Annotated in this window: 21 protein-coding genes; 3 read left to right on the forward strand and 18 right to left on the reverse strand. The window is 64.8% G+C overall.

Annotation, left to right across the window (positions count from 1 at the left end):
- Nucleotides 1-1,042: 1,042 nt before the first annotated feature.
- From P6U30_RS28560 to P6U30_RS28610, 11 genes are all read right to left on the reverse strand, one after another.
- A complete protein-coding gene (locus tag P6U30_RS28560; RefSeq protein WP_407147873.1) occupies nt 1,043-1,222 on the reverse strand; it encodes a hypothetical protein in 180 nt (59 codons plus the stop codon).
- Nucleotides 1,223-1,474: 252 nt separating this feature from the next.
- Entirely contained in the window at nt 1,475-1,723 is a 249-nt protein-coding gene (locus tag P6U30_RS28565; RefSeq protein WP_407166159.1) for a hypothetical protein, read from the reverse strand.
- Between the two features lie 306 nt (nt 1,724-2,029).
- Nucleotides 2,030-2,989 (reverse strand): LysR family transcriptional regulator, encoded by a 960-nt coding sequence (locus P6U30_RS28570; RefSeq protein WP_407166160.1) that lies wholly within the window; start codon nt 2,987-2,989, stop codon nt 2,030-2,032.
- A gap of 385 nt (nt 2,990-3,374) precedes the next feature.
- Nucleotides 3,375-4,937: a 2-isopropylmalate synthase gene (locus P6U30_RS28575; protein WP_407166161.1), complete on the reverse strand. Its 1,563-nt coding sequence runs from the start codon at nt 4,935-4,937 to the stop codon at nt 3,375-3,377.
- Between the two features lie 652 nt (nt 4,938-5,589).
- Nucleotides 5,590-6,534 (reverse strand): polyphosphate kinase 2 family protein, encoded by a 945-nt coding sequence (locus P6U30_RS28580; RefSeq protein WP_407166162.1) that lies wholly within the window; start codon nt 6,532-6,534, stop codon nt 5,590-5,592.
- Entirely contained in the window at nt 6,500-7,495 is a 996-nt protein-coding gene (locus P6U30_RS28585; protein WP_407170555.1) for a branched-chain amino acid ABC transporter permease, read from the reverse strand. The genes P6U30_RS28580 and P6U30_RS28585 overlap by 35 nt, the downstream gene beginning before the upstream one ends.
- A gap of 11 nt (nt 7,496-7,506) precedes the next feature.
- Nucleotides 7,507-8,388: a branched-chain amino acid ABC transporter permease gene (locus P6U30_RS28590; RefSeq protein ID WP_407166163.1), complete on the reverse strand. Its 882-nt coding sequence runs from the start codon at nt 8,386-8,388 to the stop codon at nt 7,507-7,509.
- Nucleotides 8,389-8,581: 193 nt separating this feature from the next.
- Nucleotides 8,582-9,286, reverse strand: coding sequence for an ABC transporter ATP-binding protein (locus P6U30_RS28595; protein WP_407166164.1), 705 nt, complete (start codon nt 9,284-9,286; stop codon nt 8,582-8,584).
- 5 nt (nt 9,287-9,291) lie between these two features.
- Complete coding sequence (locus tag P6U30_RS28600) at nt 9,292-10,065, reverse strand: ABC transporter ATP-binding protein (RefSeq protein ID WP_407166165.1); 774 nt, start codon at nt 10,063-10,065, stop codon at nt 9,292-9,294.
- A gap of 271 nt (nt 10,066-10,336) precedes the next feature.
- A complete protein-coding gene (locus P6U30_RS28605; RefSeq protein WP_407166166.1) occupies nt 10,337-11,038 on the reverse strand; it encodes an NUDIX hydrolase in 702 nt (233 codons plus the stop codon).
- A gap of 99 nt (nt 11,039-11,137) precedes the next feature.
- Entirely contained in the window at nt 11,138-12,166 is a 1,029-nt protein-coding gene (locus P6U30_RS28610) for an ABC transporter substrate-binding protein (protein ID WP_407166167.1), read from the reverse strand.
- A gap of 264 nt (nt 12,167-12,430) precedes the next feature.
- Between P6U30_RS28610 and P6U30_RS28615 the strand changes: the two genes are divergently transcribed.
- Nucleotides 12,431-12,880: a cupin domain-containing protein gene (locus P6U30_RS28615; RefSeq protein WP_407166168.1), complete on the forward strand. Its 450-nt coding sequence runs from the start codon at nt 12,431-12,433 to the stop codon at nt 12,878-12,880.
- Between the two features lie 222 nt (nt 12,881-13,102).
- On the opposite strand, the gene P6U30_RS28620 is transcribed toward P6U30_RS28615, so the two are convergent.
- Together P6U30_RS28620 and P6U30_RS28625 are read right to left on the reverse strand one after the other, a co-directional pair.
- A complete protein-coding gene (locus P6U30_RS28620) occupies nt 13,103-13,828 on the reverse strand; it encodes an SDR family oxidoreductase (protein ID WP_407166169.1) in 726 nt (241 codons plus the stop codon).
- 13 nt (nt 13,829-13,841) lie between these two features.
- Nucleotides 13,842-14,723, reverse strand: coding sequence for an SDR family oxidoreductase (locus tag P6U30_RS28625; RefSeq protein ID WP_407166170.1), 882 nt, complete (start codon nt 14,721-14,723; stop codon nt 13,842-13,844).
- A 93-nt stretch (nt 14,724-14,816) separates the two neighbouring features.
- On the opposite strand from P6U30_RS28625, the gene P6U30_RS28630 reads away from it, so the two are divergent.
- Nucleotides 14,817-15,665, forward strand: coding sequence for a helix-turn-helix transcriptional regulator (locus tag P6U30_RS28630; RefSeq protein WP_407166171.1), 849 nt, complete (start codon nt 14,817-14,819; stop codon nt 15,663-15,665).
- Nucleotides 15,666-15,717: 52 nt separating this feature from the next.
- On the opposite strand, the gene P6U30_RS28635 is transcribed toward P6U30_RS28630, so the two are convergent.
- On the reverse strand, nt 15,718-16,506 hold the full coding sequence (locus tag P6U30_RS28635) for an ABC transporter permease (protein WP_407166172.1): 789 nt from the start codon (nt 16,504-16,506) through the stop codon (nt 15,718-15,720).
- Nucleotides 16,506-17,327: an ABC transporter ATP-binding protein gene (locus P6U30_RS28640; RefSeq protein ID WP_407170556.1), complete on the reverse strand. Its 822-nt coding sequence runs from the start codon at nt 17,325-17,327 to the stop codon at nt 16,506-16,508. Before P6U30_RS28640 ends, P6U30_RS28635 begins: the two co-directional genes overlap by 1 nt.
- A 186-nt stretch (nt 17,328-17,513) precedes the next feature.
- Between P6U30_RS28640 and P6U30_RS28645 the strand changes: the two genes are divergently transcribed.
- Nucleotides 17,514-18,437, forward strand: a complete 924-nt coding sequence (locus P6U30_RS28645) for a 2-dehydropantoate 2-reductase (RefSeq protein WP_407166173.1) — start codon at nt 17,514-17,516, stop codon at nt 18,435-18,437.
- A gap of 97 nt (nt 18,438-18,534) precedes the next feature.
- On the opposite strand, the gene P6U30_RS28650 is transcribed toward P6U30_RS28645, so the two are convergent.
- From P6U30_RS28650 to P6U30_RS28660, 3 genes are all read right to left on the reverse strand, one after another.
- A complete protein-coding gene (locus P6U30_RS28650; RefSeq protein ID WP_407166174.1) occupies nt 18,535-19,476 on the reverse strand; it encodes an IS110 family transposase in 942 nt (313 codons plus the stop codon).
- 303 nt (nt 19,477-19,779) lie between these two features.
- Complete coding sequence (gene prpB / locus P6U30_RS28655; RefSeq protein ID WP_407166175.1) at nt 19,780-20,700, reverse strand: methylisocitrate lyase; 921 nt, start codon at nt 20,698-20,700, stop codon at nt 19,780-19,782.
- 116 nt (nt 20,701-20,816) lie between these two features.
- The gene (locus P6U30_RS28660; protein ID WP_407166176.1) at nt 20,817-21,635 is read right to left on the reverse strand and encodes an IclR family transcriptional regulator; all 819 of its coding nucleotides are present in this window, start codon (nt 21,633-21,635) and stop codon (nt 20,817-20,819) included.
- Between the last annotated feature and the right edge of the window lie 93 nt (nt 21,636-21,728).

The raw sequence follows: 21,728 nt of genomic DNA on the forward strand, positions 1-21,728 counted from the left end.
ACTGGGCTTGGTTGTCACCGTCATCAGCGAGAGAACTTGCCTCTCACTGATAAGACACCTGCCACTAGGGCGTCAGGCCTGCACGACTTCACCGTCCGCCTCATGCGCACTCGTCAGTTGCGCAAGCGGCGTCCACCGCATCTCGACCCGACACTCGTGACGATCGCGAAGCGCCCCTCAAGCGGGTGAGACGGGCTATTCATACACCGAGTTGTATTTCCTGAAAACAGAAATATTTCTCTCGCAAGGGCTTGACGGATTTTTACTGAGTTGCCCGTCGTGTCCAACCGGCAACACGGCTCCAGACGAATGCTGTCCGGCTTGTGAGAAGGCGGCTCTGTCAAGCCCGCAGCGACAGCGACCCTGGAATGATACACAGTCCCCGACGGCAAGTGTCACCGCTGGATTCTCACAACAACCACGTGCAGCTCGGCATACTCAATCGGAGTGTGGTGACCTTGCTTGAGGCAGTGCCCGCCGACGGTAGTCGGCGGGCACTGGAAGCATCACATGGTGTGATGGCGCCTGTGGCTTTTGCGAGAGCTCATTCTTGAGCCGCCCTTCAACTTCGTGTCGTTGGCGGTTGCACCGGGGTTGGCGTATCTGGGGCTGCTGCTCGCGCCCTGGCCGCTCGCGGCTGCTGGAGAGTTTCCACCGCCACCGCCTCCGCTACCAGAGCCTCCGCCTTGAGCGGCGGCAGCAGCAATCGATCCGAAGATAAACGCAGTGGCCAAAGCGACTTTCGCGAATCTCATCGGTGCGTTCCTCCTGTTGAGACCACTGCCAACGGTCGGCGCTGGCAGTCGTTCCTGTGGGAGGGGCGACGTGCGGCCATGGTGTGCCGTGGTGCGGCGGACGCATTTGAGATGGTTACGTCGACCTCAGGTCGCGGTCTCTCTCACCTGGATGCACAAGCAGCGTACAGAGACCGGCGGCTTTGCCGGCCTTCGCAACAACCCACGTGAGTTAAAGCACCTGACGAACCCACCACAGGTGAAGATATGGCTCAACTCCGCAGGTCCGCCGCACTGCGCGGGCAGCCCTACGCCGCAGCGTCGACGCTTGCGATCACGGTCCGCATATCGGTCGCCAGCTCGCGATAGCGTGCGCCCAGCCGCAAATATAGCTCTCGTTTGCCCCCGTCCATCGCCCGGTTAGCGATCAGCTCGCATTCGGCAGCAAGGGTCTCAAATCGTTCCAATTTTGCTTGGAGAGCGGGCATGGCGGGGTCCCTGAACTGTTACTGAGGGGACAACCATCGTACTCACTTCATTACGTCTTCGGCAACATTGTTATGGACTAGAACTAATTAGTTGATCGCGCCACTCGCCGATGACTTTCGCCCGCGAACGTCTGGGATTGATGGATCTGGGTGAAGTGGAACTCCCCTGCCCGGTCCGCAACAAACTCGGCAAAGGAAGGGCCCCGCCTCGGCGGGGCCCTTGTTGCCGGACTGGCCGGAGCAGAGGACGGATTAGTCCTCGTCCTCCCAATGATGACGCCGGATCACGAACCCGCGGTCGTAGTCACGGTCATGATGGTACCAGCCATGATGCCAGCCGCGATCATATTCGTAGAACCGCGCATGGGGGCGATCAAAGCGATCAGCGTAATAGCCACGGTCGCCACCGATATAGACGCCAACGCCGCCCGCATTAGCGATGGTCGGAGCACCGATTACGAGTATCGCTAGCGCCGCGAAAGCGTAAGTGAGGCTCTTCATCTGTCCCTCCTTTCACCGTCTGTCAGCGAGGCAACGGTCGTCATCCGCAGACGTTGCAGGAACTTGATAGAAACTTTCCTGAATAGCTGTTCAGGTTCGGCTTTGAAGCCGCTGCGCGAAGTTGCGACAAGGTTGGCAGCACGCGCCAGAGAGCGATTCTGAAAAATGGAAACCGTATTTCCTTCGCGAGACCCCAGGGCGCATTTGCGGAGTCGACGCCGTCACCAACCTCGTCAGGGGTAACGGGCTGCAGAGCCTAGCAGACAACATCGCATCTGCGCTTCGCTCCCGCAGCCATGCGCCGCTTCACGAGGTCTCCGCTGCGCGCAAATGATCGAGCATCAGGCGGCTGGTCGCAGACAGACGTGCGGCGTCGCGGACGACGATCTTCAGCTCGCGCCGGCCCCACGCATCGCGCAGCGGAATCGCCCGAAGACCCATGCCGGCGCCGACAACATGGAAGGCGCGATCGGGGATCAGCCCAAGCCCCATATTTGCTTGCACCATGCGGCAGACCGCATCGAAGCCCGGCACGTTGATGCGCAGCCGCATCGCCTTGCCGGCCTGGGTCGCTGCATATTGCGAGCGCAGATAGATCGAGCTTGCGGTATGCAGGCCGATGTGATCGTAATCCAGCGTATCGGTGAAGGAGAGGTTTCCGCAGCCGGCGAGCGGATGGTCCGATCGCATCACCACGACCAGATTGTCGTAACGGTAATGAAAAGCTTCGAGGCCGCGGCTGTCCACCTCCGCCGAGCAGATGCCGATCTCGGCTGCGCCCTCCTCGATGCCGCGCACCACTTGCCCGCTCGGCCGCTCCTCTAGGTCGACGCGCAACAGCCCGTGCGCGCCGAAGAAGGCGGAGAGATCCTCTGGCAGGTACTGCACGATCGCCGACAGGTTGGCGAGCATGCGGACATGGCCGCGCACCCCTTGCGCATATTCAGAAAGCTCGACCGCGATCTTCTCGACATTGAGCAACGTGACACGGGCATGATGCAACAGCGCCTCGCCGGCCGGCGTCAGTGCCATGCCCTTGGCGAGACGCGTGAACAGCGTGACGCCGAAGGCGAGCTCGAAATCGTTCATGCGCTTCGACACCGCCGATGCCGCGATGCCCTCGCGCTGCGCGGCGCGGGTCAGGTTCTGCTCGTCGCAGATCGCGATGAAGAGGCGCAGCGTGGTGAGGTCGACCCGGCGCGTGAGCGCGGTCTCCGCCGGGGTCGGGCTGCGCGGAAGGTCTGACACGACGGGGGAGATCGGCATGGGCGGCGTCCTGGGAAAGACGCAGGGTAGCGCTGGAGATGGCGCGGAAGATTCCAAAGCGGCGCGGGTTACGACGGATTGTTGGAATAGGATTCCAGAAATAATCTAATGGCGCTGTTCCCATCCCAATCGCACAGGCCATGGCCGTCGTGTGAGAAGCGACGCGGCGAAGCAATCCATGCATCAGCAAGCGGTGAGATGGATTACTTCCGCCTTCGCCAAGGCTCCGGCGGACAATTCGCTTCGCTCGCAATGACAAAACGTAGTGCGTGCGGGCGCGACGGGTTGCGGCACGGCTGCGCCCAACCCGCCCTGCGTACGAGCTCGAACAAAAACGCGGCGCCGAAGCGCCGCGTTTCGAATGTTGTGTCGATCAGATGTGCCGTCAGCTCGCAGCGGCCGCCGCGGGGACGTCGCGCTGGCGCTTCATCACGATCTTGTTCAGCGCGCCGAGATAGGCCTTGGCCGAGGCAACCAGCGTATCCGGATCGGCGGCGCGCGCGGTCATCGAGCGGCCCTCATGCGCCAGACGCACCGAGACTTCCGCCTGGGCGTCGGTGCCTTCGGTCACCGCGTGCACCTGGTACAGCTCGAGCTTGGCGTCGTGCGGCACCAGGCGCTTGATGCAGTTGAACACGGCGTCGACGGGGCCGTTGCCCTCGGCCTCCTCGATCCTGGTCTGGCCGTCGACGTCGAGCTTCATGGTGGCGCGCTGCGGGCCATGGGTGCCGGCGATCACGGTCAACGAGGTCAGCTTGATGCGGTCGTGCGCGGCGGCGATCTCCTCATCCAGCAGCGCTTCGATGTCCTCGTCGTAGATGTCCTTCTTGCGGTCGGCGAGCGCCTTCATCCGCGTGAAGGCATCCTCGAGCTGGTTGGGGCCGAGCTTGTAGCCCATCTCCTCCAGCTTGTGCACGAAGGCATGGCGGCCGGAATGCTTGCCGAGCACCAGCGAGGACTGCTTCAGGCCGACCATCTCCGGCCGCATGATCTCGTAGGTCGAGGCGTCCTTCAGCACGCCGTCCTGATGGATGCCGCTCTCATGGGCGAAGGCGTTACGGCCGACGATCGCCTTGTTGTATTGGACGGGGAACGAGGTCGCGGCCGAGACCAGCTTGGACGCACGGGTGAGCTGCGTGGTGTCGATCTTGTTCCAGTACGGAAACTTGTCGTTCCGCACATTGATCGCCATCACGATCTCTTCCAGCGCAGCGTTGCCGGCACGCTCGCCGATGCCGTTGACGGTGCACTCGACCTGGCGAGCGCCGCCGACGATGCCGGCCAGCGAATTCGCGACCGCCATGCCGAGATCGTTGTGACAGTGAACCGAGAACACCGCCTTGTCCGAGTTCGGCACGCGCTCGATCAGCGTCTTCATGAAGTGGGTGTATTCCTCCGGCACCGTGTAGCCGACGGTATCGGGGATGTTCACCGTGGTGGCGCCGGCCTTGATCACGGCTTCCACGATGCGGCAGAGGAAATCCATCTCGCTGCGGGTGCCGTCCTCAGCCGACCATTCGACGTCATCGATCTGGTTGCGGGCGCGCGCCACCATGGCGACCGAGGTCTCGATCACCTGCTCCGGGGTCTTGTTCAGCTTGACGCGCATGTGCAGCGGCGAGGTCGCGATCACGGTGTGGACACGGCCGCGCCTGGCGAACTTGACCGCTTCGGCGCAACGGTCGATGTCGGCCGGATGCGCACGCGACAAGCCGGCGATCACGGCATTCTTGGAGCGGCGGGCGATCTCGCTGACCGCCTGGAAATCGCCTTCCGAGGTGATCGGGAAGCCGGCTTCGATGACGTCGACCCCCATGTCATCCAGGAGCTCGGCCACCTCGAGCTTCTCCTCGAAGGTCATGGTGGCGCCGGGGCACTGCTCGCCGTCGCGCAAGGTGGTGTCAAAAATGATGACGCGGTCCTTCTCGGACTTGTTCACGGTGGCCATGTCAGAAATTCCTTTAAGCTTGTGCGCCCGTCATGTTGCGGGGGCGCGTCAGGGTCCGGTGATCTCGTACAAACCCCTGAGTGCCCAGGCGCAGACGCCCAGCCGGCCCTCAGGGGCAGGTAAGAAGAAGGCCGCCAATAAGCAGGGTGGGCAGCGCAGCCGGGATCGCGGCGGTACGGGCGGCAAACGCCACCTCCCCCGAAATCCCATCAATTTGGCCGCGAATCAGCATTGCCAGACCCTTTAGAAGCGCCAGATCCTCGGTCAAAACCGTTGACAGTCGGTTGCCGGGCAGCGCCGTGCGGGTGTTTCTAGACGATTATGGCAAGCGGCCGCAATGGGGAAAGATGGTCAGGCGGGCTGACCTAATGGGCGCGCGGGGTAAGCACGCCGCCGCACGTCAGGGACGCACCGGCGGTAGGGTTCCCTCCCCCCTTGCGGGGGAGGGCTAGGGAGAGGGGCGGCCGCACGACCTGTCCAGTCCACACCCGACGCGCGCTGCATTGCGATAGCAACATTCCCATCGATCATCTCGCCCGCGGCTCACCCCTCTCCCCGCCCCTCCCCCGCAAGGGGGGAGGGAGCCTGACTGACGTGCTCACCTCACGCAAGCAGCGGCCGACGCTCTGACCTCCGTTCGAGCAAACAGCGACTACTTCTTCGCAACCGGCTTCGCCTTCGCCGGGCCGCCCTTGCCTTCCGCCTCCAGCGCGTCGCGGATGCGCCTGAACTCGCTCAGGTCGGCCTTGTCGACTTCGGGGAATTTCAGATCGAGCCGATCGAGTGCGGCGACGATGGTCGAGCCGATCACGACGCGGGCGAACCATTTGTGGTCGGCGGGCACGATGTGCCACGGCGCATCCTTGCTCGCGGTGTGGTGGATCATGTCCTGGTAGGCCGCCTGATATCTCGCCCACAGCGCGCGCTGCGAGACGTCGGCCATCGAGAACTTCCAGTTCTTGGCCGGCTCCTCGAGCCGGGCAAGGAAGCGCTGGCGCTGCTCTTCCCTGGAGACGTTCAGGAAGAACTTCAGGATCACCGTGCCGTTGCGCGACAGATAGCGCTCGATCGCGGAAATATCCTCGAAGCGCTCGCGCCAGATGCGCTTGGTCACCAGGCGCTTCGGGATCTTCTGCTTGCCGAGCACCTCCGGGTGCACGCGCACCACCAGGCATTCCTCGTAGTAGGAGCGATTGAAGATGCCGATGCGGCCGCGCTCCGGCAGCGCGACCATTGCGCGCCACATGAAGTCGTGATCGAGCTCCTTGGTCGAGGGCTGCTTGAAGGACGACACCTCACAGCCCTGTGGATTGACGCCCTCGAACACACTCTTGATCGCGGAGTCCTTGCCGGCGGCGTCCATGCCCTGGAAGATCAGGAGCAGCGACCAGCGGTCCTGCGCATAGAGCTTCTCCTGAAAGTCGCTGAGCCGCTTGCGGTTGGCCTCGATGATCTTGCCGCCGGCGTCCTTGTCGATGCCACCCCTGTCGGCGGTCGGATACGACTTCAGGTGGAATTGGCCCGCACCGTCGAACCGGAACGGTGCGACATAGGGCTTCAGTTCATCGGCGAGCGACGCGGACGGTTTCTTGCTCATGAGCTCTCGGTGGCTTGCGGGGCGACTTGATCCAGTCGATCACGCTACCAAGAATGCCCTTGGGCAGGAAGATGATGAACAGCACCAACAGCACGCCGTAGACGAGGTTGTCCCAGCCCACCGCGCTCGCTCCGAAACTGATGCGCAACACTTCCGCGAGCAGAATGGTGATGATAGCGCCGACCGTCGGCCCGAGCGCGACATAGACGCCGCCGACGATCGCGGCGAACACCATCTGCAGCGAGACGGCGATGCCGCTGACCGTGTCGGGCGAGATGAACATCTGATACTGGCAATACAGCGCGCCCGCGAGCGCGGTCATCAGTGCGCTGATCAGCGTGATCTTAAGCTTCTCGGCCGTGACGTTGACGCCGGCCGCGGCGGCCGCGTCCTCGTCCTCCGAGATCGCCTCCATGGCGTGACGGCCCATGCTGCGGTCGATCCGGTGCCAGATCACGATGCCGGCGAGCCAGACCGCGAGCGCGATCAGGTACCAGGTCGTCTTGTCGTCGAATTGCAGCGCAAGCAATCCCTTGCCACTCGGGGCGCGCTGCGGCGTGTAGCCGAGCGAGCCGCCGGTATAGTCGCGGGTTGCTGTGATGACCTGCAGCACGATGCCGGCCAGCGCCAGGGTCACCAGCACGAAATAATGGCCGGTGATGCGGAAGCGGAAGCAGGGATAGGCGACGACCAGCGCGAGCACGCCCGCCGCCAGCATGCTGAGTGGAATGCCGATCCAGGGCGACAGCCCAAACTCGTTCCACAGCAGCGCCGTGACATAGGCGCCGGTCCCCATGAAGCCGCCGTGGCCGAGCGACACCAGGCCGAAGCGGCCCATGATCGACCACGACGTGTAGGCGAACGACCAGATCAGGATCAGCACCAGGATGTGCAAGTGATAGGGGTCGCTGTGCACAAAAGGCACCGCCACCAGCACGGTAAGCCCGACGATCCACGCCATGATCCGCCGGTTCACGAGCGCCTCGCGAGCAGGCCCGCAGGCCGGATGAACATCATCACGATGAAGAAGGCGAACGCCAGCACGTAACCCCATTCGAGATCGGAGAACAGGCCGCCGAGCGAGATGATCTCGGCGAATAGGAACGAAGCAATGAAGCCGCCGATGAAATTGCCGAGCCCTCCGAGCACACAGATCAGGAAGGTGATCGGCCCGAACGACAGCCCGACGAAGGGATGCACGTCGTATTGCAGCACGAGCAGGCACGCGGCGAGGCCGGCCAGCCCGCCGCCGATTGCCGAGGTGACCAGATAGATGCGCTTCGCATCGACGCCCATCAGCGGCATGATCTGGCGGTCCTGCGCGATGGCGCGGATCGCGGTGCCGGTGAAGGTGCGGGTCAGGAACAGATAGACGCCGATCATGCCGAGCAGCGCTGCGGCAAAGGACAGCAGCCGCGCGTAGCTGAAATTCATGTCGCCGAGCGACAGCACCGGCAGGCGGATGCCGAGGTTCTTGAAGTCGATGCCGAAGGCGACGGTGGCAAAGCTCTGCAGGATGAACAGAACGCCGCCGGTCGCCAGGAGCTGGTTGATCGGCGGCGAGGTCAGCAAGGGCGCGATGACGAGGTAGTGCAGCGCCGCACCGAGCAGCGCGACCAGCATGATGACCAGCGGCGCGGCAACCCAGTATGACAGGCCGAAATACTGCACCAGGTAATACATACCGTACATGCCGATCATCACGAGCTCGGCATAGCAGATCCAGGTGACATCAATGACGCCGAAGATCAGGTTCAGGCCGAGCGCGAGCAGCGCCAGCACGCCGCCGAGCAGGATGCCGTTGATGACGGCCTCGAGAAAGTAGATGTCGAAGATGTCGAGGAAGGATTGCATGGCTGCCGCCTTAGACCGTGACGTCGTCATCGAGCTGAATTAGCGACCGTCATCCTGAGGTGCGCGCTCTTGCCCGCCTCGAAGGATGCACGGCCCGTCTGTGGCCGTTTCATCCTTCGAGGCTCGCTACGCTCGCACCTCAGGATGACGGGGAAGTGTGTGAGCGCGGCTGCGCGATCTGCTTTCATCACCGTCACACTCCCAGATACGCCTGCTTGATGGTGTCGCTCGCCGCGAGTTCCGCCGACGTGCCAGCGACACGGATCGTGCCGGCCTCCAGCAGGTAGGCGCGGTCGACCACGCGCAGCACCTGCTGCACGTTCTGTTCGACGATCAGCACCGTGAGCCCGCTGGCGCGGATCCGTCTCACCAGCTCGAACACCTGTTGCACCACGACCGGCGCGAGGCCTGCGGAGGGCTCGTCGAGCAGCAGCAGCTTCGGGTTCGACATCAGAGCGCGGCCGATCGCGCACATCTGCTGCTCGCCGCCGGACATGGTTCCGGCCATCTGGTGGCGGCGCTCCTTCATGCGCGGGAACAGCTCGAACACGAAGTCGAGCCGCTCGGCGTAATGGGCGCGTGCGCCGGGCATATAGGCGCCCATCTTCAGATTGTCGGCGACGCTGAGCCGCGGGAACAGCCGGCGGTTCTCCGGCACATGGGCTATGCCGAGGCTGACGATGCGATGCGGAGGCGTCGCCACGACGTCGGTGCCCTGCATCGTGATGCGGCCCCTGACGGGGCGAATCAAACCTGAGATCACGCGCATCAGCGTCGTCTTGCCGGCGCCGTTCGGGCCGATCACGCCGACCGCTTCGCCCGCCTTGACGTCGAGACTGACGTCGAACAGCGCCTGGAAGCTGCCATAGCCCGCGTCGATCGATCTGAGCTCGAGCATGCCGGTCACGCCTCGATCCGGCGGCGCGCCTGCGCGGCCGCAGCCGCCGCAAGGCTCGCATCGGCATCGGTGCCGAGATAGACCTCGATCACCCTGGCATTGCCTGCGACATCGGCCGGCAGGCCTTCGGCGATCTTCTCGCCGTGATCGAGCACCATCACGCGATCGACGACGCGCATCAGGACGCCCATGATGTGCTCGACCCAGATGATGGTGATGCCGAGCTCGTCGCGGATCCGGCGCAGCATGTCGGCGGCCTGGTCCATCTCGGCTTCGTCGAGGCCGCCGAGGCTTTCGTCGGCGAGCAGCAGCTTCGGCCCGGTAGCGAGCGCTTTCGCCAGTTCAAGCTTCTTCAACCCGGCGGCGCCCAGGCCCTCGACGCGGGCATGGCGGTCGGTCGGCAGGCCGACCATCGCGAGCGCGCGTTCGGCCGCCTCCTCCGCCCGGGCGCGGCTGTGGCGGCCCTGGCCGTAGAAGCCCGCGAGCGCCACGTTCTCGAAAATGCTGAGCCGGTGAAATGGTCGCGGGATCTGGAAGGTGCGGCCGACGCCGCTGACGATGATCCGATGCGGAGCGAGCCCTGCGATCTCGCGGCCGTCGAACAGGATCGAGCCTGCGGTCGGCGGCAGGGTGCCCGACAGCATGTTGAAGATCGTGCTCTTGCCCGAGCCGTTCGGGCCGATCAGGCCGAGGATCTCGCCCCGCTCGACGCGGAACGACACGTTGTTGACGGCGCGAAAGCCGCCAAACCGCTTGACGAGACCTTCGACGGCGAGCACGGCGGTCCCTTTCGAACTGCGGTCTAGGTCTGATGAGAGGTCATGCCGGCCGGCCGCAGCGCGGTCGCGCGCCGCATCCGCAACGTGGCACCGGCGTACGACGCCGCCGGCGGCCTGCGTGGCGCCTTCATGACCCGCATGAATCCCTCCTGGAGATTGTGCACCGCGTTTTTGTTTCACCTATCACACGGGGACCACGCGATGATGTCAAGCGCCATGGCCGCGTCAGCGCGGCGCAGTTCCTCTAGCACTTGGTTGCAGGCGCGCGGCGCTAGGCCGCAAGCTGTGCTTCGATGAAAGCCGTGACGAAGCGCGGCATCGCGGCGCCGAGATCGGCGCGGCTGCGCACCAGGTGGATCGCGACGAGCTCCGGATCGTGCTGCCGCGCCAGATTGGCCTCAAGCCGATGGCGCAACGCCTCGCCGGACATGTCGACGCGCAGGATGCGGACCATCGCAAGCGCTGGCCCGGTGTAGACGCAGTACCAGTCCGCATCCGCACGGCAGTCTGCGGCGGAAAGGCCGGTCTCCTCCTCGAGCTCCCGCATCACGCTGCCGGCGATGTCGACGCTGTCCTGCTTGATGTCGTTGAGGTCCGGCGTACCGGACGGAAAGTAGATCCGCCCGGGATTGGCGGTGTGCTGGCCCATCTCGCCGAGCACGAAGGCGCCGTCGCTCGCCAGCAGCGCGCCCATGCCGAAGCCGTTGAAGATCTCCCCGTCGGGGAAACCCCAGTCGCGCCAGGCGAGGAAGCTCGCGAAATCTGTCTCGAAGTAATTGGCGCTGAGACGCCCGCCCGCAAACACGGGGTCGCGGCCGAGCAGCACGCGGCCGTTCCACAGGCTCGGCTTCGCGCGCTGCTGGGCGGCGAAATGCGCGTCGATCTCGGCGCGCCGCGCGTCGGCGAACGGCCAGGGTCGATTCCGCAACGTCAGGTCGAGCGTGGTGACGCGATGAATGACCGGAGACTGCATGTCGTTCACCGCACCCTGATTCCCTTGGCAGCATGGTCCCGCCGGAAAGCCGCTACACGCCTTGTGCGACAGCAGCTCCCCGGTTCCTGACCAAGCTCCCTACTTCGCGTTCATTCCTGTCGTTTTCTTGACCTGCTCGACAAATTTGTTGGTGTAGGTCTTGGTCACGTCGACGCCGGCCTTTGCCACGTCGGGCGAACCCACGCTGAATACCGCAAGCACCGCCTCCGCGCCCTTCGGATCCATCTTGCCGGTTTCCGAATACATCGGGATCGTGTTCTTCAGCGCGGCGAGATAGAGATCCTTGTTCTTGCCGACGATCTCGTCCGGCATCTTGGCCATGATCTCCTCGGCCGAATGCGAATGGATCCAGGACAGCGTCGCCATGATGGCGTTGGTCAGCGCCTGCGCCTCCTTCTCGTGGCCGTTCACCCAGACCGCGGTCGAATAGAGCGCACCGCCCGGATATTCGCCGCCGAACACCGCGAGCGTGTCGTGCTGCGTGCGGGTGTCGCTCAGGATCTTGAGGTCGGGATGGCTGCCCTGCAGCACGGTGACGGAAGGATCGAGCATCACGGCGGCATCGATCTGGCCCTGCTCCATCGCGGCCACCGCGGTGGCGCCGAGGCCGACACCGATCACCGACGTGCCCATCGGGTCGAGGCCATTCTTCTTCAGCATGTACTTCAGGAAGAAATCGGTCGAGGAGCCCGGCGCGCTAACGCCGACCTTCTTGCCGGCGAGATCCTTGATCGAATTGATTTCGCCGGTGTGCTTCGGCGAGACCACCAGCACGAGGCCGGGATAGCGGTCATAGACCACGAAGGCCTGCAGCTCCTGCTTCTTGGCCGCGAGGTTGACGCAATGGTCGAAATAGCCGGAGACGACATCGGCGCTGCCGCCGAGCACCGCTTTCAGCGCATCCGAGCCGCCCTTGAGATCGACCAGTTCGACCGAAAGCCCCGCCTTGTCATATTCGCCGAGTTGCTTGGCGAGCACCGTCGGCAGATAGCACAGGCAGGCGCCGCCGCCGACCGCGATGGTGATCTTGCTTTGCGCAGCGGCAAGGCCCGTGCTCATCACGAGCGCCAGCAACACACCCGCGACCTTGCCAAACATCGTCCTCATGACGTCCTCCACTCGAAATTTGGCGGCAAGATAGTGCAGCGCGGCTGGCTTGAGAAGGCGACTTTCCGCTAAAGCGCGATGAGATTGGTCCCGATCTCATCGCGCTTTGGCGTTTTGTTTGAGCATGATCTCTGCGCAAGCGCGTTCCGCGCTTGTCGCGAAGAAAAACCGCCACACACTTTTCCGGATCATGCTTTAACTGGTCAAGCCTGCGCAGGCAGGCATAGCATTTGCTTCACAACAAGAACCTTTGGGAGGCTTTTGATGAATCGCATTGCCACGACAGTCTCGCTTGTCGCCGGCTTCGCCGCCGGTTGCGGCGTCTCGCATCTGCTGTGGCCGGCGCTCGCCGCCAATGTGATCACCGCGCAGATCATCCACACCGGCGAGATGGAAGGTGATCAGCTCGGCGCCGCCAACAAGGTCGGCTTCCGCTCCAAGATGTTCGTCTCCGCTGACGGCGCCACCGTCTCGATCCAGGACGGCAACGTGCCGAAGCACATGCATCCCAACACCAACGAGATCCAATATGTCCTCGAAGGCACCGGCACGATCTGGCTCGGCGACAAGGAAGTCACGGTGAAGCCGGGCGACCTCGTCGTGATCCCGAACGGCACCCCACAGGGCGGCAACAAGCCGCAGGGCCGCCCGATCAAGGCGATCGCGATCAAGACGCCGCCGCAGGCGCCCGACGACGTCAAGCTGTTGGATTGAGGACCTCTTGGTCGTCGTTCCGGGATGGTCCGAAGGACCAGACCCGGAATCTCGAGATTCCGGGTTCGCGCTCCGCGCGCCCCGGAATGACAAACAGCTCGTTGCGGCTCGTAGGGTGGGCAAAGGCGCGAAGCGCCGTGCCCACCATCCAAGCCCTACTCGCGATGGTGGGCACGCTTGCGCTTTGCCCACCCTACTCGCCGTCGTTGACGGCGGAGTACATCACACCAGCAGGCCACCGCCATCCACCGCAAGCGTCTGCCCGGTGACGTAGCCGTTCAGCATCAAATAGAGATAGGCGGTGGCGGCCTCGTTCGGCGATGCGGCGCGCGGCAATGGCAAGCCCTGCACATAGCCGCGCACCATCTCCTCCGGCATCCGTTTGACGGGCTCGGTGAGAATGAGCCCCGGGCACACCGCATTGACGCGCACCGGCGCGAGATCGACAGCGAGGCCGCGGGCGAGGCCCTCCATCGCCGCGGCGGACGCGGTCACGAATGGCATCCGCTGTCTCGGGCGATGCGCCAGCATGCCGCTGGTCAGCGTGATCGAGCCGTCGGGAGCGATCACGCTGCTGCCGTGCTTGACCGCAGCGAGTGAGCCCCAGAAGCGGACCGCCATGCCATCGCGCGCGGCGACCAGATCGAGATCGCGGGTCGCGGCAATCCTCGTGGTGCTCCAGTCGCCGGCCGTGATCGCGAGGTGATCGAAGCGGCCGACCTGATCGAAGAAGCGCGACACCATGGCTTCGTCGCGGACATCGAGGGTGAAGCCCGACGATCCCGGCAGCCGCGCGACCGCCGCATCGACATTGGCCGCGTTGCTGGAGGCGATCACCACCTCCGCGCCCCGCTCCTGCGCCAGCGCGGCGACGGCGAAGCCGATCCCCGACGATCCTCCGATTACGATCACCCGTTTGCCGGCGAGCGACATCATGGCGTCTGTCATGGCCCGCTCTCCGTTACTGCGCGAAATAAGCGGGATGGTCGATATCAGCGATCAGCCCGGGCTCTCGCGGCTGCCAGTCGAGCCGCGACCTGGTCCGCGCGCTCGAGGTCGGCACGTCGAAGCTCGCGAACCGGCCGAACCAGCCGAAATGCTCAGGTGGTTTCGACACCAGCGGCACGTCGAGCCGCCGCGCGATCACCGCGGCGATCTCCTTGAACGGCACGCCCTCGTCGGCCACGGCATGGAACGGACCACCTTCAGTGCCGCGCTCGAGCACGAGCCGGTAGACCCGCGCCGCATCGAGCCGGTGCACGCCCGGCCAGCGGTTGAGCCCCTCGCCGATATAGGCGGAAACGCCGGTCTCGCGCGCAATGGCGATCAGGCGCGGCACGAAGCCGTGATCGCCATGGCCATGCACCGAGGGCGGCAGCCGGACCGCAGTGGCGGGCACGCCGCGCGCAGCGACCGCCGCCGTGGTCGCTTCGGAGGCGCGCGGATAGGATTCGGAGACCGGAGTCGGCGGATCGTCCTCGGTCGCGACACGGCCCTGCGCCACCCGTGCGACGCCGGACGTCGTGATCAGCGGACGCTTCGAGCCTTCGAGCACGGCGCCGAGCGTCTCGATGGCGCGGCGGTCGTCCGCGCAATTCTGGGCGAACCGCGAAAAGTCGTGGTTGAAGGCGCAATGGATCACCGCATCCGACTGCGCCGCGCCGCGCTGGAGGCTCTCCAGATCCTCCAGCGTCCCGCGATGCGGTTCGGCGCCGGCTGCAACCAGGGCGTCCGCGCCAGCCTCCGAGCGGGTCATGCCGAGCACCTGATGGCCGGCGGCGATCAGCTCTTTGGTGACGGCCGAGCCGACCCAGCCGGTGGCTCCAGTGACAAACACGCGCATGAGCAAAGTCTCCAGGTTTCACTGGAGACAAATCTCCCCATGCGAGCTATTCTGGTAAAGTAGTGATCGTATCATGGTATAATAGCTAACAGGATGAGCGAGCCCCTCACGCAAGAGAACCTGCTCGGGACCTATCTGAAGGACCGCCGCAGCAAGCTCGACCCGGCGACGTTCGGATTTCCTCCGGAGCGGCGCCGCACGCCGGGCCTGCGCCGTGAGGAGGTGGCGCAGCGCGCCAATATCAGCGCCACCTGGTACACCTGGCTGGAGCAAGGCCGCGGCGGCGCGCCCTCGGCCGACGTGCTCGACCGCATCGCGCGTGCGCTGATGCTGACCGAGGTCGAACGCGAGCATCTGTTCCTGCTCGGCCTCGGCCGCGCGCCCGAGGTGCGGTACCAGAAAAGCGAAGGCGTGACGCCGCGGCTGCAACGCGTGCTCGACGCGCTGGAGCCGCTTCCCGCCGTCGTCAGGACCGCGACATGGGACATCGTCGGCTGGAACAGGGCCGCGACCGTGATGCTGACGGACTACGGATCGCTGCCGCCGCGCGAGCGCAACATACTGCGCTTCATGTTCCTCGACCCGCGCGTCCGCGCCGCGCAGCACGACTGGGAGAGCGTGGCGCGCTTCGTGGTCGGAGCGTTCAGGGTGGATGCGGCACGCGCGGGCGCTGCAGCGGCGGTGCAGCCGTTCGTCGACGAGCTGTGCCGGCTGAGCCCGGAGTTCGCCGCGCTGTGGCGCGACAACGAGGTCCGCCACCGTGGCGAAGGCGTCAAGCAGCTCCAGCATCCGATCCTCGGCGAGATCAGGTTCGAATATTCGGCGTTCGCGGTCGACGGCCGATCCGATCTCAGCATGGTGGTCTACAACCCGATCGAGCCCGAGGTTGCGGACAAGATCCGGAAGCTGATGGACGCGGCGCCGACGCACGAACCCGCGTGATCCGGTATTGCCGGCGATAGATTGCATCGCTCCGCCCGCAACGCCGATTAACCTACTGCCTGGCGCTCCCGACGGTCGGCCGCCAGACCAGCAGCCGCTTCTCGACGACGGTCACGCCCATGTCGATCAGGATGACGAACGCCGACAGCACGAACATGCCGGCGAACACGCCCGCGACGTCGAACACGCCTTCGGCCTGCTGGATCAGATAGCCGAGGCCGGCCGCGGCACCGAGATATTCGCCGACGACGGCGCCGACCACGGCAAAGCCGACCGAGGTGTGCAGGGAGGAGAACATCCAGGACAGCGCCGAGGGCCAATAGACATGCCGCATCAACTGCCGCTCGTTCATGCCGAGCATGCGGGCATTGTCGAGCACGGTGGTCGAGACTTCCTTGACGCCCTGATAGACGTTGAAGAACACGATGAAGAACACCAGCGTCACGCCGAGCGCGACCTTGGACCAGACGCCGAGCCCGAACCACAACGCGAAGATCGGCGCCAGCACTACGCGCGGCAGCGCGTTGACCATCTTCACATAGGGATCGAACACCGCGGCGGTGCGCGGCTGCCGCGCGAACCAGAAGCCGACCACGATGCCACCGGCCGAGCCGATCACGAAGGCGAGGATCGATTCCCACAAGGTGATTGCGAGATGCTTCCAGATCACACCGGTCGAGAACCATTTGACGATCTGGCTGAACACGTCGACCGGGTTGGAGAAGAAGAACGGCGGCAGCAGAATCTTGCCGAATACCGGCACGGTCGAGAAGAGCTGCCACAGCACCAGCACGACAACGGCGACCAGCACCTGCAGCGCCAACAACGTCAGGCGCGACATCAGGCGGCTCCCGCCTGCGAGGACTGCACGTAACCCTTCATTACCTCGTCCTTCAGCACGCTCCAGATCTCCCGGTGCAGGGCGTGAAAATCCTTCTCCATGCGGATCTCTGAAATGTCGCGCGGCCGTGGCAGCGCGATGCGCCAGTCGCCGATGATCCGGGCCGAAGGGCCGGCCGACATGATCACGACGCGGTCGGCCAGCGCGATCGCTTCCTCGAGATCGTGGGTGACGAACAGCACCGCCTTGCGATCGGCGTTCCACAGTTCCAACAGCAGATTGCCCATGATCTGCCGGGTCTGCGCGTCGAGCGGACCGAACGGTTCGTCCATCAAAAGAATCTTCGGATCGCGGATCAGGACCTGCGCGAGGCCGACCCGCTTGCGCTGGCCGCCGGACAGCATGTGCGGATAGCGTCCCGCGAAGGCGCCGAGGCCGACCGACTCAAGCCATGTCTGCGCACGCGTCAGCGCTTCGGTGCGCGGCGTGCCCCTGATCTCGAGCCCGATCGCGACGTTGTCGATTGCGGTCTTCCAGGGGAACAGCGCATCGGCCTGAAACAGGTAGCCGGCGTCGCGGTTCAGGCCGGCAAGCGGCTTGTCGAAGATTCGCGCGGTACCCGACGCCGGCCGCAACAGACCGGCCGCGACGTTCAGCAGCGTCGATTTCCCGCACCCGGTCGGCCCGACAATGGCGACGAACTCGCCATGTGCCACTGCAAGGTTTGCCTTCTCGACCGCGGTATAGACCCGTCCACCCGCCAACCGAAACGCCACCGTCGCGTTGTCAAGCGCGACCGCCGTCGGCCCTGTCTTCTCCACCACGTTGCCTCCCGAACTCCGCAGCATGGCTTAGCGATTCAGGCCGGCAAGTTCAACGCAGGAAGGTGGCTTAGACGGCCGTTGCCGCTGGGTCGGCGCGGTTCTCAGGACAAGCGGGTTGAGAATTGGCCCGATATCGTCGAGGCTATCGGTCCGCCACCGAAGCGGACCAGTAGGAGACAGATCATGCGGATTGCAGTCGTTGGCGCCGGCGGCGTCGGGGGTGGCTTTGGCGCGGCGCTCGCCCATGCCGGAGCCGACGTCACCTTCATCGCGCGCGGCGCCCATCTCGCGGCCATGCGGAGCGAAGGGCTGAAGGTCCAGGGCGGCCGCGGTGAAACTCACCTGGTGCCGACGCGGGCGACCGACGATCCCGCCAGCGTCGGGCCCGTCGATGTCGTGCTGTTCTGCGTCAAGCTGTGGGACGTTGAAAGCGCCGGCGAGCATATCAAGCCGATGGTCGGTCCCGAGACAGCGGTCATCCCGCTGCAGAATGGGATCGACGCGCCGGAGCGGCTGATCCCGATCCTCGGGCGGAAGGCGGTGATGGGCGGCGTCGCGCAGATCAGCGCGTCGATCATCAAGCCCGGCGTGATCAATCAGGTCGGCACCTTCATGCGCATGATCTTCGGCGAGCTCGACGGCAGCATCACGCCGCGCGGCAAGGCGTTTCTGGAGCTCTGCCTGAAGGCCGGCTTCGATGCGACGCTGAGCGAAGAGATCATCACCGAGCTCTGGATGAAGTTCATCCTGCTCACCAGCAACGCCGGCATGACGGCCGTCACAAGGCAACCGATCGGCAGACTGCGCGACGATCCCGATCTGCGCCAGCTGTTCGTGTCGACCTGCCGGGAAACCATCGCCGTCGGCCGCGCCCACGGCATCAAGCTGCCTCCCGACGCACTCGAGAAGGCGCTCGACTTCATCGGCCATGCGCCGCCGGCGATGAAGGCGTCGATGGCGCTCGATCTCGAGCGCGGCAACCGGCTCGAATTGCCCTGGCTGAACGGCAAGGTCGTCGAGCTCGGCCGCAAGCTCGACGTAGCGACGCCGACGCACGACTTCCTCTATGCGGTGCTGAAACCCTATGCGATGGGCACGCCGGCCTAAAGCATGATGAGACGAGAGCAATCAGTGCGGCAGGGGATTCACCTCTCCCATTGGGAGAGGTCGCGCCGACGGCGCGGGTGAGCGACTATCTGGATTGTCAAGTTGCATTGGGATAAGCGGCACGCGCATCGCGTGCTTTGGCGTTGAGGCGGACCAGGAGCTTGCGGGCGAGCGCAATGCGCACGACCATTTTCTCCTTGCCAGCCTTGAGCAGCCGGTCGCGGAACTCGCCGAGGCTGTTGTCGTAGCGGGCGGCGATGGCCGCGACGAGGAAGAGGATGGAGCGGACGCCGGCGCGGCCGCCGCGGGTGGGTCGCTTACCCTTGCGCTTGCCACTGTCATTGGCGATCGGGGCGAGACCGGCAAGCTTGGCAATGGCCTTGTTGGACACCGTGCCGATCTCCGGCAGCTCGGCATGGAGGCGGGCGACGGTCCGTCCGGCAACGCCCTTCATCTCGCGCCAGGTCTCGGCGAGCTTTGCCCACAGCGGGTCGTCATCGATCATCGAAGCGATCTCCCCTTCGAGCGAGAGGGATTGGCGCTTCAGCAGGACGATCACCTCGTCAATGCTCGCACGCATCTCGCCGTTGTCGAACATGCTGGCGCGGCGCTGCTTCTGGACGGTCAGATCGTCGGTGACCTGTCTGAGCCTTGTCACCAGGGCCTTCAGCCGCTGCTGGGCTTCGCTTGGCAGCGGGGTCGCTGCCAAGTTCTTGGCATGGGCGAAGCGGGCAATCACCGAGGAATCGATCCGGTCGGTCTTCTCCAGAATGCCCATCGCCTCGGCATAGCGCCGGACGCTGCGGGGATTGGTCAGCGCGCAACTGATCCCCTCCTCCCAGAGCCCGACGAACACCCCTCGCTCGTAACCGCCACTGGCCTCCATCACCGCCAACGTGACGGCGTGCTCGCGACAGAACGCGGCCAGCTTGGCAATGCCTGCGGCATCATTATCGAAGCTCGCAAACCGTTGTCCGGGTTCGATACAGGCATCGAGCCTGGCCTTCGAAACGTCCACTCCACAAATCGTCTTCTTCACGGTAACCTGCCTTGTCCATGCGATCGGAACTCAAGCGACTGTTCGGTCGTGCGTGACATGGCGAAGATCCCAGAGCTCACCCACGGTTGTAGCCGGAGGGGCAAACGGGCGACATCGCCACGCGCTTTGGCCGGTGGCCACCGGCCAAAGCGCAAGTCGCTTCCATCGCACAAATCATGGCCGTGCAGATACAAGGGGTTGCGCTCTCGCATGGAGCCGAGTCCCCTCACCCGATTTGCACTGGACGATGCTCCGCATCGCCACGCGCAAATCGACCTCTCCCCGCTGGGGAGAGGTAAAGAATCAGCGCTGCGGCATGGCTTCGGGCAGGACAGTGGCGACGATCGAGGCATCCAGCGCCTCGTAATCGGACAGCCCGATGGTCGCGTAGAGCTCGGCGCGGGTCTGCATCTTGTCGATCATGTTCTGCGTGCCGCCGTCGCGCGCGATCGCGGCATAGAGCTGCTCCTGCGCCTTGTTGGCGACCCGCAGCGCGGACACCGGCCAGATCACCATCGCGTAGCCCATCGCCTCGAACTCGGCAGCGGTGAAGAATGGTGTCCTGCCGAACTCGGTCATGTTGGCGAGCAGCGGCGTACCCAGCATCCGCTCCGCGAAGGCGCGGAACATCTCGGCGCTATCGAGCGCCTCGGGAAAGATCGCGTCGGCGCCGGCTTCCATGTAGAGCTTGGCGCGCGCCACCGCGCCATCGATGCCCTCGCTTGCGGCCGCATCGGTGCGGGCGACCACCACGAGATCGCGGCGCGCCTTTGCCGCGGCCGCGACCTTGGCCGCCATGTCGTGGGCATCGGCGAGCTTCTTGTCGTTCAAATGTCCGCACTTCTTCGGAAGAAGTTGGTCCTCCAGATGCACTGCGCCGGCGCCCGCCTCCTCGAACACGCGCACCATGTGCATCACGTTGAGCGCCTCGCCATAGCCGGTGTCGCCGTCGACCAGGACCGGCAGGCCCGATGCTCGCGCGACTTGGCGCACGAAGAATGCGACGTCGTCGACGGTGATGATGCCGAGGTCAGGCAAGCCCATCGACGCCGTCATCGCCGCGCCCGACAGATAGACCGCCTTGAATCCGGCAGCCTTCGCCTGCAGCGCGGCCATGCCATTATGCGTGCCCGGCAGCCGTAAGATGCCCTGCTCGCGCAGCAAGGCACGAAACCTGCGGCCTGCGCTTTCAGTGGGACGATCGCCAGCAACAAGATACGGCATGGTGGCCTCCAATTCGGCTTTCGCGGTCCCATCAACCATCGCGATTGGACCGACGATAGCAACTTCCAGACAGCGCACCCAGCCGCCGAGCACCGGGCTGCCGAGCGGGATCGGCATCAATCAGGGCGCGCGCGTTTCGTTGCGGCCGGCTGGCCGTCCTGAAATCCCAGCAAGGCGGAAATCTGCCGTCCCGCCTCGCGCACCAGCTTTGAATAGTCGAGCAGTTTCTGTTCGTCGATGCGCGCGCTCGGCCCGTAAAGACCGATCGAGCCGACGACGCTGCCGCGGTGATCGAAGCACGGCGCGGACACCGCAACGGCACCGGCGAAGATCTCGCTGTGGCTCATCGCATAGCCGTGTCGCCGCGCGAATTTCAGAGCTTCCTCGAGTTCGGTGCGCTCGACGCTCTTCCTGATGGTGGAGAGAAGCTCCGCCTGCCGTTCCGGCTCCATGAAGGCCAGCATGGCCTTGCCCGTCGACCCCTGCGTCAGACTCAGGCTATCGCCGACGCCGCGGCTGATCGAGAGCACGTGACGGCTCTCGCATTCGAGAATGCAGATGCCGCGATCCTCCTGCACCCGGAACAGCGCGGCGGTCTCGCCGGTCGCCTCGCGCAAGCCTTCGACGATCGGGCGCGCGGTTGCCACGATATCAAGTCCCTTTAGCCAGACATGCGAGAGCTTCATCACGCCATGGGCGAGGCGGAAGCGCTGCGGCTCGCCTTCGGCCTGGATGAGGTCGCGTTGCGCCAGCGTCTGCAACAGACGGTACAGCGTCGGCCGGCTCAGCCCGACGCGCTTCTGGATCTCGAGCACACTCAGCGCCGGCTGATCGGGCGTGAAGCATTGCAGGATCGCGATCGCACGGTCCACCGCCCGCACGCCTGACGCCCCCTGCTCCGCGTCCCGGGTCTCCGCCTTGGGTCTCTTTGTCATCCATCACATCCGCGATTCCGGCAGGGGCGCACTGCGCGCCGCGCGGCTTGACCGATTTGCCGTCGCCGATAGTATCACAGAATATGAGAATGA

It is taken from the genome of Bradyrhizobium sp. ORS 111, from assembly GCF_045571485.1.
Taxonomy (GTDB): Bacteria; Pseudomonadota; Alphaproteobacteria; order Rhizobiales; family Xanthobacteraceae; genus Bradyrhizobium.

Bases quoted from the DNA above. Each gene is read 5' to 3' on its own strand.
- P6U30_RS28560 (WP_407147873.1), bottom strand. From the start codon at position 1,222: ATGCCCGCTCTCCAAGCAAAATTGGAACGATTTGAGACCCTTGCTGCC.
- P6U30_RS28565 (WP_407166159.1), bottom strand. From the start codon at position 1,723: ATGAAGAGCCTCACTTACGCTTTCGCGGCGCTAGCGATACTCGTAATC.
- P6U30_RS28570 (WP_407166160.1), bottom strand. From the start codon at position 2,989: ATGCCGATCTCCCCCGTCGTGTCAGACCTTCCGCGCAGCCCGACCCCG.
- P6U30_RS28575 (WP_407166161.1), bottom strand. From the start codon at position 4,937: ATGGCCACCGTGAACAAGTCCGAGAAGGACCGCGTCATCATTTTTGAC.
- P6U30_RS28580 (WP_407166162.1), bottom strand. From the start codon at position 6,534: ATGAGCAAGAAACCGTCCGCGTCGCTCGCCGATGAACTGAAGCCCTAT.
- P6U30_RS28585 (WP_407170555.1), bottom strand. From the start codon at position 7,495: ATGGCGTGGATCGTCGGGCTTACCGTGCTGGTGGCGGTGCCTTTTGTG.
- P6U30_RS28590 (WP_407166163.1), bottom strand. From the start codon at position 8,388: ATGCAATCCTTCCTCGACATCTTCGACATCTACTTTCTCGAGGCCGTC.
- P6U30_RS28595 (WP_407166164.1), bottom strand. From the start codon at position 9,286: ATGCTCGAGCTCAGATCGATCGACGCGGGCTATGGCAGCTTCCAGGCG.
- P6U30_RS28605 (WP_407166166.1), bottom strand. From the start codon at position 11,038: ATGCAGTCTCCGGTCATTCATCGCGTCACCACGCTCGACCTGACGTTG.
- P6U30_RS28610 (WP_407166167.1), bottom strand. From the start codon at position 12,166: ATGAGGACGATGTTTGGCAAGGTCGCGGGTGTGTTGCTGGCGCTCGTG.
- P6U30_RS28615 (WP_407166168.1), top strand. From the start codon at position 12,431: ATGAATCGCATTGCCACGACAGTCTCGCTTGTCGCCGGCTTCGCCGCC.
- P6U30_RS28620 (WP_407166169.1), bottom strand. From the start codon at position 13,828: ATGACAGACGCCATGATGTCGCTCGCCGGCAAACGGGTGATCGTAATC.
- P6U30_RS28625 (WP_407166170.1), bottom strand. From the start codon at position 14,723: ATGCGCGTGTTTGTCACTGGAGCCACCGGCTGGGTCGGCTCGGCCGTC.
- P6U30_RS28630 (WP_407166171.1), top strand. From the start codon at position 14,817: ATGAGCGAGCCCCTCACGCAAGAGAACCTGCTCGGGACCTATCTGAAG.
- P6U30_RS28635 (WP_407166172.1), bottom strand. From the start codon at position 16,506: ATGTCGCGCCTGACGTTGTTGGCGCTGCAGGTGCTGGTCGCCGTTGTC.
- P6U30_RS28645 (WP_407166173.1), top strand. From the start codon at position 17,514: ATGCGGATTGCAGTCGTTGGCGCCGGCGGCGTCGGGGGTGGCTTTGGC.
- prpB (WP_407166175.1), bottom strand. From the start codon at position 20,700: ATGCCGTATCTTGTTGCTGGCGATCGTCCCACTGAAAGCGCAGGCCGC.
- P6U30_RS28660 (WP_407166176.1), bottom strand. From the start codon at position 21,635: ATGACAAAGAGACCCAAGGCGGAGACCCGGGACGCGGAGCAGGGGGCG.